The sequence below is a fragment of the Pseudoalteromonas sp. HL-AS2 genome, from assembly GCF_031198805.1.
In the GTDB taxonomy this organism is placed as follows: domain Bacteria; phylum Pseudomonadota; class Gammaproteobacteria; order Enterobacterales; family Alteromonadaceae; genus Pseudoalteromonas; species Pseudoalteromonas nigrifaciens.
In genome coordinates this window covers 25,746-39,169 of record NZ_CP133571.1, presented here as the reverse complement: position 1 = coordinate 39,169, position 13,424 = coordinate 25,746, and the positions used below count along the sequence as shown (strand labels likewise).

At 43.9% G+C, this 13,424-nt stretch carries 10 protein-coding genes, 2 tRNA genes and 2 rRNA genes; 2 read left to right on the top strand and 12 right to left on the bottom strand.

The features are described 5' to 3' along the window. Window positions 1-139: 139 nt before the first annotated feature. The 4 genes from RB215_RS00180 to RB215_RS00165 all read right to left on the bottom strand — a co-directional run bounded on the left by RB215_RS00180 (window position 140) and on the right by RB215_RS00165 (window position 5,208). Window positions 140-3,028, bottom strand: a 23S ribosomal RNA gene (locus RB215_RS00180). Window positions 3,029-3,332: 304 nt separating this feature from the next. Beyond that, window positions 3,333-3,408 (bottom strand) — tRNA-Ala (locus tag RB215_RS00175). A gap of 111 nt (window positions 3,409-3,519) precedes the next feature. Then, a tRNA-Ile gene (locus RB215_RS00170) sits at window positions 3,520-3,596 on the bottom strand. Between the two features lie 76 nt (window positions 3,597-3,672). Continuing rightward, window positions 3,673-5,208 (bottom strand): 16S ribosomal RNA (locus RB215_RS00165). The 16S and 23S rRNA genes sit together here with 2 tRNA genes alongside, the layout of an rRNA operon. A gap of 591 nt (window positions 5,209-5,799) precedes the next feature. On the opposite strand from RB215_RS00165, the gene RB215_RS00160 reads away from it, so the two are divergent. Further along, window positions 5,800-6,339 (top strand): gamma carbonic anhydrase family protein, encoded by a 540-nt coding sequence (locus RB215_RS00160; protein ID WP_011326765.1) that lies wholly within the window; start codon window positions 5,800-5,802, stop codon window positions 6,337-6,339. Between the two features lie 4 nt (window positions 6,340-6,343). Here RB215_RS00160 and RB215_RS00155 read toward each other — a convergent pair whose 3' ends face one another. Then, the gene (locus tag RB215_RS00155; protein ID WP_011326764.1) at window positions 6,344-6,598 is read right to left on the bottom strand and encodes a DUF1488 domain-containing protein; all 255 of its coding nucleotides are present in this window, start codon (window positions 6,596-6,598) and stop codon (window positions 6,344-6,346) included. After that, a complete protein-coding gene (gene aroE, locus RB215_RS00150) occupies window positions 6,595-7,419 on the bottom strand; it encodes a shikimate dehydrogenase (protein ID WP_011326763.1) in 825 nt (274 codons plus the stop codon). The genes RB215_RS00155 and aroE overlap by 4 nt, the downstream gene beginning before the upstream one ends. A 54-nt stretch (window positions 7,420-7,473) precedes the next feature. Here aroE and RB215_RS00145 point away from each other — a divergent pair, with 54 nt between their 5' ends. Next, window positions 7,474-7,911, top strand: coding sequence for a group II truncated hemoglobin (locus RB215_RS00145; protein ID WP_309216653.1), 438 nt, complete (start codon window positions 7,474-7,476; stop codon window positions 7,909-7,911). Window positions 7,912-7,972: 61 nt separating this feature from the next. Here RB215_RS00145 and hemF read toward each other — a convergent pair whose 3' ends face one another. The 6 genes from hemF to RB215_RS00115 form a co-directional block, all read right to left on the bottom strand. Continuing rightward, window positions 7,973-8,923 (bottom strand): oxygen-dependent coproporphyrinogen oxidase, encoded by a 951-nt coding sequence (gene hemF, locus RB215_RS00140; protein ID WP_179807574.1) that lies wholly within the window; start codon window positions 8,921-8,923, stop codon window positions 7,973-7,975. 1 nt (window position 8,924) lies between these two features. Then, the gene (locus RB215_RS00135; RefSeq protein ID WP_179807559.1) at window positions 8,925-9,488 is read right to left on the bottom strand and encodes an L-threonylcarbamoyladenylate synthase; all 564 of its coding nucleotides are present in this window, start codon (window positions 9,486-9,488) and stop codon (window positions 8,925-8,927) included. Between the two features lie 24 nt (window positions 9,489-9,512). Continuing rightward, a complete protein-coding gene (locus tag RB215_RS00130; protein WP_011326759.1) occupies window positions 9,513-10,088 on the bottom strand; it encodes a type I DNA topoisomerase in 576 nt (191 codons plus the stop codon). A gap of 248 nt (window positions 10,089-10,336) precedes the next feature. Then, entirely contained in the window at window positions 10,337-10,810 is a 474-nt protein-coding gene (locus tag RB215_RS00125; RefSeq protein ID WP_011326758.1) for a DUF494 family protein, read from the bottom strand. Window positions 10,811-11,095: 285 nt separating this feature from the next. Next, the gene (gene dprA / locus RB215_RS00120; RefSeq protein ID WP_089367527.1) at window positions 11,096-12,184 is read right to left on the bottom strand and encodes a DNA-processing protein DprA; all 1,089 of its coding nucleotides are present in this window, start codon (window positions 12,182-12,184) and stop codon (window positions 11,096-11,098) included. A 28-nt stretch (window positions 12,185-12,212) separates the two neighbouring features. After that, entirely contained in the window at window positions 12,213-13,334 is a 1,122-nt protein-coding gene (locus RB215_RS00115; RefSeq protein ID WP_182678438.1) for a LysM peptidoglycan-binding domain-containing protein, read from the bottom strand. Window positions 13,335-13,424: the final 90 nt, after the last annotated feature.

Genomic DNA, 13,424 nt, shown 5'->3' with positions numbered 1-13,424 from the left:
AGGGCGTTAATTCGTATCACTACAAATTAACTGAATTTGGAAAATATCTGATAATATTTTTTAAGTCTTTGCGTAAATATCTACTTTAGTCATATTAACTTCTTGCTTGAACTGTCACATAAAACGCGTTTGGCGTTGTATGGTTAAGCCTCACGGGTAATTAGTACAAGTTAGCTTAATGCCTCACAGCACTTCCACATCTTGCCTATCAACGTTGTAGTCTCCAACGGCCCTTCAGAGAGCTTATAGCTCTAGTGAGAAATCATCTCGAGGCCTGCTTCGCGCTTAGATGCTTTCAGCGCTTATCAGTTCCGAACGTAGCTACCGGGCAATGCCATTGGCATGACAACCCGAACACCAGCGGTTCGTTCACTCCGGTCCTCTCGTACTAGGAGCAACCCCTCTCAATTCTCAAACGCCCACGGCAGATAGGGACCGAACTGTCTCACGACGTTCTAAACCCAGCTCGCGTACCACTTTAAATGGCGAACAGCCATACCCTTGGGACCGACTTCAGCCCCAGGATGTGATGAGCCGACATCGAGGTGCCAAACACCGCCGTCGATATGAACTCTTGGGCGGTATCAGCCTGTTATCCCCGGAGTACCTTTTATCCGTTGAGCGATGGCCCTTCCATTCAGAACCACCGGATCACTATGACCTACTTTCGTACCTGCTCGACGTGTCTGTCTCGCAGTTAAGCTGGCTTCTACCATTACACTAACCGTACGATGTCCGACCGTACTTAGCCAACCTTCGTGCTCCTCCGTTACTCTTTAGGAGGAGACCGCCCCAGTCAAACTACCCACCAGGCACTGTCCGTAACCCCGATTCAGGGGCCAACGTTAGAACATCAAAACTACAAGGGTGGTATTTCAAGGTTGACTCCAACAAAACTAGCGTCTCATCTTCAAAGTCTCCCACCTATCCTACACATGTAGGTTCAATGTTCAGTGCCAAGCTGTAGTAAAGGTTCACGGGGTCTTTCCGTCTAGCCGCGGGTACACAGCATCTTCACTGCGATTTCAATTTCACTGAGTCTCGGGTGGAGACAGCGTGGCCATGGTTACACCATTCGTGCAGGTCGGAACTTACCCGACAAGGAATTTCGCTACCTTAGGACCGTTATAGTTACGGCCGCCGTTTACCGGGGCTTCGATCAAGAGCTTCTCCCTAAGGATAACCCCATCAATTAACCTTCCGGCACCGGGCAGGTGTCACACCGTATACGTCATCTTGCGATTTTGCACAGTGCTGTGTTTTTAATAAACAGTCCCAGCCACCTGGTCACTGCGGCTCCCGTCCGCTTAGAGAGCAAGTCTCATCACAGATAGGAGCGTACCTTCTCCCGAAGTTACGGTACGATTTTGCCTAGTTCCTTCACCCGAGTTCTCTCAAGCGCCTTAGTATTCTCTACCTGACCACCTGTGTCGGTTTGGGGTACGATTCCATATAATCTGAAGCTTAGAGGCTTTTCCTGGAAGTATGGCATCAGCAACTTCATCACCTTGGTGACTCGTCTCGTGTCTCAGGTTTAATGTTCGTCCGGATTTACCTAAACAAACGCCCTACTCACTTTCACATGGACTACCAACGCCATGCTTGCTTAGCCTGCTCCGTCCCCCCATCGCAATTATATCGAGTACAGAAATATTAATCTGTTTCCCATCGACTACGCCTTTCGGCCTCGCCTTAGGGGTCGACTTACCCTACCCTGATTAACATGGGATAGGAACCCTTGGTCTTCCGGCGTGGGAGTTTTTCACTCCCATTATCGTTACTCATGTCAGCATTCGCACTTCTGATACCTCCAGCATACCTCCCGGTACACCTTCAACGGCTTACAGAACGCTCCCCTACCACTCATCCTAAGATGAATCCGCAGCTTCGGTGCATAGTTTAGCCCCGTTACATCTTCCGCGCAGACCGACTCGACCAGTGAGCTATTACGCTTTCTTTAAAGGATGGCTGCTTCTAAGCCAACCTCCTGGCTGTCTGGGCCTTTCCACATCGTTTCCCACTTAACTATGACTTTGGGACCTTAGCTGGCGGTCTGGGTTGTTTCCCTCTTCACGACGGACGTTAGCACCCGCCGTGTGTCTCCCGGATATTACTTTACGGTATTCGGAGTTTGCAAAGGGTTGGTAAGTCGGGATGACCCCCTAGCCTTAACAGTGCTCTACCCCCGTAAGTATTCGTCCGAGGCTCTACCTAAATAGATTTCGGGGAGAACCAGCTATCTCCCGGTTTGATTAGCCTTTCACTCCTAACCACAAGTCATCCCCTAACTTTTCAACGTTAGTGGGTTCGGTCCTCCAGTTGATGTTACTCAACCTTCAACCTGCTCATGGCTAGATCACCGGGTTTCGGGTCTATACCTTGCAACTATTCGCCCAGTTAAGACTCGGTTTCCCTACGGCTACCCTAATCGGTTAACCTCGCTACAAAATATAAGTCGCTGACCCATTATACAAAAGGTACGCAGTCACCCAACAAGTGGGCTCCTACTGCTTGTACGTACACGGTTTCAGGTTCTATTTCACTCCCCTCACAGGGGTTCTTTTCGCCTTTCCCTCACGGTACTGGTTCACTATCGGTCAGTTGGGAGTATTTAGCCTTAGATGATGGTCCACCTATATTCAGTCAAAGTTTCACGTGCTCCGACCTACTCGATTTCACTTAAAATGTCTTTTCATGTACGGGACTATCACCCTGTATCGTGGCGCTTTCCAGCAGCCTTCCATTAACACATAATAAGCTTAAGGGCTGTTCCGATTTCGCTCGCCGCTACTTTCGGAATCTCGGTTGATTTCTTTTCCTACGGGTACTTAGATGTTTCAGTTCTCCGCGTTCGCCTCGTTAACCTATGTATTCAGTTAACGATACCTGCAAGCAGGTGGGTTTCCCCATTCGGAAATCCTAGTCTCAAGTGCTTTTTACTAGCTTGACTAGGCTTATCGCAAGTTAATACGTCCTTCATCGCCTCCAACTGCCAAGGCATCCACCGTGTACGCTTAGTCACTTAACCATACAACCCAAACGGGTCTTTGTTTCGTGACAGTTTAACTTCGCCAGAAGTCAATATTGAATACTAAAGTAGATACCAATCAATCAACTCGTAAGAGTTAACTAAATGGCACTGAATGGTACTGCTACCATTCTTTTTTACTTTTGAAAACTCTTGATAAATACAATGTATCTATCAGAATTTTATTATCAGCTTTTCCAAATTTTTAAAGAGCAAGAGAAATAAAAACTTCTCAAAATTAAACACACTTCATTCTCAGGTCGTTTATGACCCGATAAAGAATATTTATTTTTAAGAAGTAAAGTGGTGGAGCTAAGCAGGATCGAACTGCTGACCTCCTGCGTGCAAGGCAGGCGCTCTCCCAGCTGAGCTATAGCCCCACATATGCTGGTCTTACTGTTTGTATACCGACTTTGCTTCCAGACAAGGCGTGGGAAATCGACGTTTAGTTTACTAAACGAGATATTCCATAACGATGTATGGGAGTAAAGTGGTGGGTCTGAGTAGATTTGAACTACCGACCTCACCCTTATCAGGGGTGCGCTCTAACCAGCTGAGCTACAGACCCAAACAATAAGTGTTGTTCTCTTTACAATTAACAATCATCTGTGTGGACACTACGAACAAATAAGTTCTAAATCGTATAAGGAGGTGATCCAGCCCCAGGTTCCCCTAGGGCTACCTTGTTACGACTTCACCCCAGTCATGAATCACTCCGTGGTAAACGTCCTCCCGAGGGTTAGACTATCTACTTCTGGAGCAACCCACTCCCATGGTGTGACGGGCGGTGTGTACAAGGCCCGGGAACGTATTCACCGCGTCATTCTGATACGCGATTACTAGCGATTCCGACTTCATGGAGTCGAGTTGCAGACTCCAATCCGGACTACGACGCACTTTAAGTGATTCGCTTACCTTCGCAGGTTCGCAGCACTCTGTATGCGCCATTGTAGCACGTGTGTAGCCCTACACGTAAGGGCCATGATGACTTGACGTCGTCCCCACCTTCCTCCGGTTTATCACCGGCAGTCTCCTTAGAGTTCTCAGCATTACCTGCTAGCAACTAAGGATAGGGGTTGCGCTCGTTGCGGGACTTAACCCAACATCTCACAACACGAGCTGACGACAGCCATGCAGCACCTGTATCAGAGTTCCCGAAGGCACCAAACCATCTCTGGTAAGTTCTCTGTATGTCAAGTGTAGGTAAGGTTCTTCGCGTTGCATCGAATTAAACCACATGCTCCACCGCTTGTGCGGGCCCCCGTCAATTCATTTGAGTTTTAACCTTGCGGCCGTACTCCCCAGGCGGTCTACTTAATGCGTTAGCTTTGAAAAACAGAACCGAGGCTCCGAGCTTCTAGTAGACATCGTTTACGGCGTGGACTACCGGGGTATCTAATCCCGTTTGCTCCCCACGCTTTCGTACATGAGCGTCAGTGTTGACCCAGGTGGCTGCCTTCGCCATCGGTATTCCTTCAGATCTCTACGCATTTCACCGCTACACCTGAAATTCTACCACCCTCTATCACACTCTAGTTTGCCAGTTCGAAATGCAGTTCCCAGGTTGAGCCCGGGGCTTTCACATCTCGCTTAACAAACCGCCTGCGTACGCTTTACGCCCAGTAATTCCGATTAACGCTCGCACCCTCCGTATTACCGCGGCTGCTGGCACGGAGTTAGCCGGTGCTTCTTCTGTCAGTAACGTCACAGCTAGCAGGTATTAACTACTAACCTTTCCTCCTGACTGAAAGTGCTTTACAACCCGAAGGCCTTCTTCACACACGCGGCATGGCTGCATCAGGCTTGCGCCCATTGTGCAATATTCCCCACTGCTGCCTCCCGTAGGAGTCTGGGCCGTGTCTCAGTCCCAGTGTGGCTGATCATCCTCTCAAACCAGCTAGGGATCGTCGCCTTGGTGAGCCATTACCTCACCAACTAGCTAATCCCACTTGGGCCAATCTAAAGGCGAGAGCCGAAGCCCCCTTTGGTCCGTAGACATTATGCGGTATTAGCAGTCGTTTCCAACTGTTGTCCCCCACCTCAAGGCATGTTCCCAAGCATTACTCACCCGTCCGCCGCTCGTCAGCAAAGTAGCAAGCTACTTTCTGTTACCGCTCGACTTGCATGTGTTAGGCCTGCCGCCAGCGTTCAATCTGAGCCATGATCAAACTCTTCAATTAAAAAGTTTTATGTCTTTCGACAGCTCAATGAATTCTGAATTTATTTTAATATCTTTCGATATTGAATTGACTGTGCCGAAGCAACTTATAAATAAGTTACTTCTGTTGGTCACTCAGTTTTCAATTGAGACTCTAATTTGTTTGCCTTACTTAGCGAACTAAGCTTGGCTGTTAGAACTCAATCTGTACGAGTGCCCACACAGATGATTGCTTTATATTGTTAAAGAACGTTTTGAGTCGCTTTAGCGTCTCAAGGGATGCGTATAATACATCCTTTATTTTTCGAGTCAATACTTTGTTTTAAACTTTCTTTCGACAATTTAAAACCGAAGTTTTATTTAACTCTCTGAGTAGTTCGCGTCTCGCTAGGCGTTGACGTTTCCCGTCTCAGTGGGGTCGCATTATAGGGAGATCCGAAAACAGATCAAGCATTTTTTACTGAAAAACTAAAAAAAAACGACGTTCGCTCAGTAACTGAGCTAAAGCGCCTAAAACTGATAGTTTTATAAACAATTACTGCTTTTGTGGCACTTAAATAAGCTCTGCTGTTACACTCATAATTTAATATAACTGTTAGTTAAAGGTGCAGATATGACAATCCGTTCTTATAAAGGTGTTATCCCTTCATTTAATGCGTCTGTTTATATAGATGAATCATCGGTATTGGTTGGCGATATTACTTTGGGTGATGATAGCAGCGTGTGGCCGTTAGTTGCTGCCCGTGGTGATGTAAACTATATACGCATTGGTGAGCGTACTAATATACAAGATGGTAGCGTGCTGCATTTATCGCGAGCAACCAAAAGTAACCCCGAAGGTTATCCGCTTATAATTGGTGATGATGTAACGGTTGGGCACAAAGTTATGTTACATGGTTGTCAGTTAGGTAATCGTATATTGGTGGGAATGGGCGCAATTATTATGGACAATGCCATTGTTGAAGATAATGTGATTATTGGCGGGGGTTCATTGGTGCCACCAAATAAGCGTTTGGAGTCTGGTTACTTATATGTAGGCAGTCCAGTTAAGCAAGCTCGAGCGCTTACCGAGCAAGAGCTTACATTTTTAAAAGTATCTGCGGATAACTATGTACTGCTTAAAAATGAGTACTTAAGTGACGACGTTATATAAGCACTTAGCTAATTAAGCTGACTTCTATTTGGCCTGCCGAGTTGTAACTTTCATCTTCGATAAGTTGCTCGGCGCGCTCTTCGTAATCAAAACGATTTTTTTCAAAATAACTTGTTGCATGACTTTCATCGGTCAAACCTAAACTACTTACCGCAATAACACATTCCACCAGCATGCCATTTACTTGTGCAAAAAAGACTAATTGGTGCGCTGGCTCTCTAAATTCTAACCTATCTATAAATTGTATTGCTTGGTTCATGTAAGTGCTCCCTGTTTTAGTGCATTAACGACAGGTAGTATTGCAGGCATTTTATTACGCCATACATAATATGCCTGGGCAGCCTGACCAACTAGCATGCCGCTGCCATCCAACAATTTAGTCTTACTATTATACTGCGCTACCCAATTCATAAAAATGGTATTTTGCAGTGAATAAAACATGTCATACGCTACTTCACAGTTAGTAATATGTTTTTGATCAAGTGCTGGAAGCTCGTCATTCATACTGCTAGAGGTAGAGTTTATGATAAGCGCATAATCGTTTTCTGGTAGATTGTTAAAACCATAACCCGATACATTCCCATGTTGAGCAAACAACTTTGCTAAATTTTGTGCTTTTTCGGCGGTACGATTAACAATAACAACTTCCTGTGGCTGATGATCCAGCAAGGGTAAAACAACCCCCCTTGCAGCCCCGCCTGCGCCTATTATTAAAATACGTTTACCGGTAATACTGACATTATTAGCCAGCAGATCGCTTACAAAGCCGATGCCGTCGGTGTTATCGCCTAGTAACGTGCCGTCTGCTTGCTTTTTTAAGGTATTTACTGCACCGACAATTTTAGCTAATGGTGTGAGCTCATCTGCCATTGCAAAAGCCTGCTCTTTAAAGGGCATAGTTACATTAGCTCCCTTACCGCCTTGAGCAAAAAAATTCGATACTGTTTTTTCAAAGTTATCGATAGGTGCTAAGATTGCGCGATAGTCGATTTGCTCACCTAAAGAGATAGCAAATTGTTTATGTATCGCGGGGGATTTTGAATGTTTTATTGGATTTCCAAAAACCGCATATTTGTCCATTTTAAAGCAACCTCTTTGCAGTAGTAATACTGCCTATTAACGATGATAAATAATATGATTAAACGACTTTTTTCAAAATCTAAGCCCGCCATAATAGAGCAAACACCCACACCTGAAAAAACACCTTATGAAATACTAGGTGGAGAAGCAGGCGCACTTGCTATTGCAAATAGATTCTACGATATTATGGCTACAGATGAATACGCTAAACCATTATATGATATGCATCCTCTGCCATTAGATAGAATTCGCCAAGTGTTTTTTGAATTTTTATCTGGCTGGTTAGGCGGCCCAGACCTATTTGTAGCAAAACATGGCCATCCTATGCTGCGTAAACGCCATATGCCTTTTACCATTGATCAAGACTTGCGCGACCAATGGATGTACTGCATGAATAAAACATTAGACCTTGAAGTAGATAATCCATTACTACGAGAAGGCCTTAAGCAATCGTTTGGACAGCTAGCGAGCCATATGATTAACCAGCATTAACGCATAACGCTAAATACAAAAAAGGCGCTATGTAGCGCCTTTTATATTTACACGAGAAGCCTTAAAGCTGGCACTCTCTAGCAATTAAATCATTTGGTTGTGTACTCAACCATTGCTGAGGGCGTAAGTAATACTGGTATAACTTAGCCTCAGCACTCTCTGCGTCTGGAGTGTAGTTATACTCCCAACGCGCTAACGGTGGCATAGACATTAATATAGATTCGGTGCGACCACCCGTTTGCAAACCAAACAGAGTGCCTCTATCCCAGACTAAATTAAACTCTACGTAGCGGCCACGACGATAAAGCTGGAAGTCGCGTTGCTGCGCTGTGTATTCATCTTTTTTACGACGCTCTATAATAGGTAAGTAAGCCTCTAAAAAGCCATTACCTACTGCTTGCGTAAAGGCAAAGCTTTGCTCAAAACCCAGTTCATTTAGGTCGTCAAAAAATAACCCACCTACACCGCGTGTTTCATCGCGATGCTTTAAATAAAAATATTCATCGCACCAGGTTTTGTACTTTGGATACAACTCATCGCCAAATGGTGCACATAAGTCATGTGCTACTTGATGCCAATGTACTACATCATCAAGTACAGGATAAAAAGGGGTTAAGTCAAAGCCACCACCAAACCACCATATTGGTTGTTCGCCTTCTTTTTCGGCAATAAAAAAACGCACATTGGCATGACTGGTTGGTATATGTGGATTTTTTGGATGAATAACCAATGACACACCGCAAGCATGAAAGCTTCGCCCTGCAAGTTCGGGTCTGTGTGCGGTTGCAGATGCGGGCATAGAGGCACCAAATACATGCGAGTAGTTAACACCGCCTTGCTCAATAATATTACCATTAGTGATAACGCGTGTACGTCCGCCGCCGCCTTCGCTACGCTGCCAGTTATCTTCTATAAACTTAGCTTTACCATCGGCTGCTTCAAGGCCTTGGCTAATAGTGTCTTGCAAAGCCATAAAGTAGGCTTTTACTTGCTCTAATAATTTACTTTGCATATTAACCTCTAAATACTTTGCCATTCATGGCATCTTTAATTGTACTTGGTTGCGTATTACCACCGAGTGGCTCATCAACATAATAACCTACCTGCTCAGTAAACTGGCTTTTAGCCTCGGCAATGCTTAATACTGTATTTTGACCGCTTAAATTAGCGCTAGTTGATACCAGTGGCTTACCAAACTCTTGGCATAAGCGCTTTACGGTTGGATGGTTAGTCACCCTAACTGCAATAGTGTCATACTGCCCAGTTAACCACTTTGGGGTGTTTTTAGCTGCGGGCATAACCCAAGTAATCGCATTTGGCCAACTTGAAAAAATGTCGGCACGTTTATCCATTGGGATTTTGGCATCATCTACATATTTTAATAACTGCCCGTAGTTATCGGCAATTAAAATAAGGCCTTTTTCGACCGGGCGCTGTTTAATAGCCAGTAGTCGCTCAACTGCTTGTTGATTATCTGGATCGCAACCTAAGCCATATACAGCTTCTGTAGGGTATAAAATCACTTCGCCTTGCGCTAAACATGTTATAGCAGCAGCTATAGTAGATTGATCTGACAAAATCGTCTCCAGGAGTTTTAAACGTTATTCAGTGGCTGCAAGTTTATGCATACAACTTTTTTGCGGGCATTGTAACACAGTGCTATTAGCCATTTTTCTCTCAATCAGCAGTGGCCAGTTACATTCTGGGCACGATTGCTCAACCGGTTTATTATTCAGCGTATATTTACAGCTTGGGTAGCAATCGCATGAATAAAATATTTTACCAAATTTATTACTACGTGAAACTAAACGGCCTTTTTTACATTTAGGGCAACTAGGTAATGGCTCTTCATTTTGCTTTGCCTCGTTTTCATTGGCAATGTAATGACACTCTGGATACCCTGTACAACCAATAAACATACCGTAGCGGCCATTTTTTACCACCAGCTGCTTACTACATTGTGGACATGCGGAATCTTCTAGCACTTTTATTTCACTGCTATCGTGATGCGCCAACGGGCGAATAAAATCGCACTTGGGGTAGCTGGCACAACCTAAAAATGGGCCTGATTTACTATTGCGGATCACTAACTCTGAACCACATTGTGGGCATATCTCATATTCTTTTTCTAGGGCGTGCTTATTCGCCGAGAAAAGCGAATGGTCGATTTTACTCATGGTGATCCTAAAGGTTGGTGAATTTTCGCCTAATATACCCAAAACACTTAAAGATACAATAGCTATACCCATTACATTAAATTAGCGGCCAATTATAGCGTAAAAAGTACGGTGCAATAATAAGGCAAAGATTATGGCATATACTTGCTATATAAATTACTTTTTCGAAAGTACTTAAGCAATTTAATTTACTCGTATGCTCATATTTTGTATTAAATAGGTATTAATAGGTATCTTGAATTTAGGTATTAGTGAAGTAAGTCGCCGGGCTGGTCAAATATAAGATCTTCCATTTGCTCACAAGCCACTTCTGCTCCGGGTATATTAAATAGCACCATTAACACCACCCACTTTAAATCGTCTAACCCTATAAAAGATTTATCTAGCGCTGCTAAGCGGTCCATTACCATTTCACGGGTAATACCATTAGTAACGCCAATGCGTTCAACAAACATTAAAAAATTACGGCACTGCACATCCAGCATTTTGCATTCGTGGTCGGTAAATATTCTCATTGTTTGTGGCGAGTCAGTGATTAAATATGGTGATGTGTCACTATGCTGTAATTCGGCTAGCTGCTCTAGCCAATCTAGTGCTTTAAATATTTCGGCTTGATTAAAACCAGCTCGTAATAATTCATCGGTCAATTCGTTAGGTTCAATGAAGAGCCCAGCGTCGTTGTGAATATAGTTTTCAAAAAGATACATAAGCACTTCAAACATATCACCACCTCGCATTTAGCTTAAGTACTTAGTTTAGGGTCTGTTAATCTTTCAAGGTTAAATTTGCAGCAGCCTGTTTGGTATTTAGGCAAGGCAGAGCCTATGTGGTGTATTCCCCATAAATTGGCGATAACGCAGCATTAATGCCACACAGGCGCTACCCGAAGGGTTCTGCCTAGGGGCAATTAACTCTTTGTTGCTCGGTTTTTACTTAGCCCACTAGGTTACAAACCTCGCGCCGCGATTAAATTGCCTCTAGTTTGAACAAATATTAACCCGCAAAGGTCAACAGACCCTGATGTAACCATCTAAAACTCGCTCTATTTGATCATCTAGCTCCAAGTCCAGCAATCTGGCTTGCACTTTATCAATTGGCCACTGAGCACGGCGAACAATGTCATCAACACTGGTTACCTCAAAGCCAATACTATTTAACACCTCACACTGGGAGTCTTTATTGGTTTGGGTTGACTGCTCTGGAGTTAAAAAACCACTTTGATAAGCAAAGCTCACCTCATCAAGAATATCACTTACATTCTCCACGAGCTTAGCACCTTGCTTAATTAAAAAATGACTCGCTTGGGCAAGTGGGTTTTTAATCGATCCGGGAACAGCAAATACTTCTTTATTTTGCTCCAGCGCATAGCGTACAGTAATAAGCGAACCGCTTTTAATTTCAGCTTCAACAATAAGTACCCCCAGCGACAACCCCGATATAATACGATTACGACGCGGAAAATTATGTGCATTCGCGGCAGTACCAGGTAAAAACTCACTTACAAGCAAGCCCTGCTCTAATACTTGATTTGTAAGTAGCTTATGCTGCTTAGGGTAGTAAATATCAACACCGGTACCCAGCACGGCAATGGTTTTTCCGCTGCCAGCTAAGGCCCCTTTATGCGCAGCTCCGTCTATACCGCGGGCCATGCCTGAAGTAATAGTGATTCCAGCTAAGGTAAGTTGATATGCAAACTCAGCAGCTATTTCCAGCCCGGTGGGAGTGGCGTTACGGCTCCCAACTATGGCTATTTGTGGGCTAGTTAATAACGACACATCGCCTTTGCAAAAAAGCAATAAAGGCGCACTGGCTATTTGTTTTAAATCTTCGGGGTAAGCGGCATCAAAAATACTAATAACCGTTATATTATTGTGTAGGATTAACTGTTCATAATGCGTAATTTGCTGCCAATTAGTGTGCAACAAATTAGTAGCTTGATTAGCACTTAGTCCTAATTGCAGTAATTGCTGATGAGATAAGCCAAACAATGACTCAAGGGAATGGTTTTTAGATAGTGCTAAAAGGGTTTTAATACCCAACCCTTTACACATATAAAAGGCAAGCCAGTGGGCTAGCTTGCCAGATGACTGATCCATGCTCTCTCCTAGAGCACCGACTCGCTACTTAATGAATAACTGCAATATCTCCAACGCGAATTGGGTGCTGATTTTTAGTTATTAGCGCATAACTTACGTTGTCATACACCTTAAATACAATTAACTCACCTACTTTTTCTTTCGGCATTTTCCAAACCGTACTTCCATCATCGGGTTCAGCACCAAAAAACTCGTTAGCATTTGAAATTAACTTTTCAAAGCGACTTGAGTCCTCGGTGTAGCGAGGACCACGAGGACCATCTATAACGCTTGGTGATTGGCGTTCAATATCAAGTACATGACCCACTTCTACTTGCTGCTCTGATCCTAAGTTTAGCACCACTACATCCATAGTGCTAAATTCTCTAGAATCGCTTGGCGAAGCAATAACATAACCCAATACAGCCTGGGTAGGACGATGCATATTAAAATACGCTGGTAGCATTTGCCCTTCCATTGCTGGAAGTAAAAAGTCGCCTTGTTTTATTTCGCGCTTCACCGACTCAACTCTGACCGATGCAGGCTCGCCATTAGCGGCATCACCTTTTCTAAAGGCGCGAGCCATACCAACATAAGCAGCACGATTAGCAAGTACCCTTCCAGTTTCTGGGTCTAAATATGGCTTACCTTTATGATAAATTGCATAAGCTTGGTGTAACTTTAAATCGCCTTTAACGTATAAAATATGCCCTAATGTTTGTGTTTTCGTGTTCTCGTTTGCCCCTAAAATATAAGGTTTAGCTTTTATATCGTCGCTATTTATAGCTTGCTCATAAGTTATATAAGGTCTGATCATTTCTAGTGGCAAGGTGGTAATTGCATTTTTGCCTTTAGGGGTAATTCGCCCCTGAGGAGACAGCTTTCGGTACGCTTTATTTATCACTAAACGTGGATTTCCCTGCGCATCGTAGATTAATGCTAAGGCATCGCCGGGATAAATAAGGTGAGGGTTATTAATTTGCGGGTTCAATTGCCACAACTCAGGCCATAGCCAAGGTTCGTTTAAATAAACTCCAGAAATATCCCAAAGTGTATCGCCTTTTTTCACAACATACTGTTTAGGTGCATCTTTTTTTATTTTTAGCACATCAGCATAAGTATAGAATGCAGCACCTAATGCAACGATAATTGCAATTAATGGAGATTTCATTGGGCTTCCTTGTATTGTTTTTTCATTATTATTGACCAAAACCTGTTAAAGGGGAACGCGAATGGCTAAAATAAGAGCATACAATACCCT

What these genes read in the sequence shown, in the direction of transcription:
- hemF (WP_179807574.1), bottom strand. Translation starts at nt 8,923, where the DNA reads ATGCAAAGTAAATTATTAGAGCAAGTAAAAGCCTACTTTATGGCTTTG.
- RB215_RS00145 (WP_309216653.1), top strand. Translation starts at nt 7,474, where the DNA reads ATGATTAAACGACTTTTTTCAAAATCTAAGCCCGCCATAATAGAGCAA.
- RB215_RS00115 (WP_182678438.1), bottom strand. Translation starts at nt 13,334, where the DNA reads ATGAAATCTCCATTAATTGCAATTATCGTTGCATTAGGTGCTGCATTC.
- aroE (WP_011326763.1), bottom strand. Translation starts at nt 7,419, where the DNA reads ATGGACAAATATGCGGTTTTTGGAAATCCAATAAAACATTCAAAATCC.
- RB215_RS00160 (WP_011326765.1), top strand. Translation starts at nt 5,800, where the DNA reads ATGACAATCCGTTCTTATAAAGGTGTTATCCCTTCATTTAATGCGTCT.
- RB215_RS00130 (WP_011326759.1), bottom strand. Translation starts at nt 10,088, where the DNA reads ATGAGTAAAATCGACCATTCGCTTTTCTCGGCGAATAAGCACGCCCTA.
- RB215_RS00155 (WP_011326764.1), bottom strand. Translation starts at nt 6,598, where the DNA reads ATGAACCAAGCAATACAATTTATAGATAGGTTAGAATTTAGAGAGCCA.
- dprA (WP_089367527.1), bottom strand. Translation starts at nt 12,184, where the DNA reads ATGGATCAGTCATCTGGCAAGCTAGCCCACTGGCTTGCCTTTTATATG.
- RB215_RS00125 (WP_011326758.1), bottom strand. Translation starts at nt 10,810, where the DNA reads ATGTTTGAAGTGCTTATGTATCTTTTTGAAAACTATATTCACAACGAC.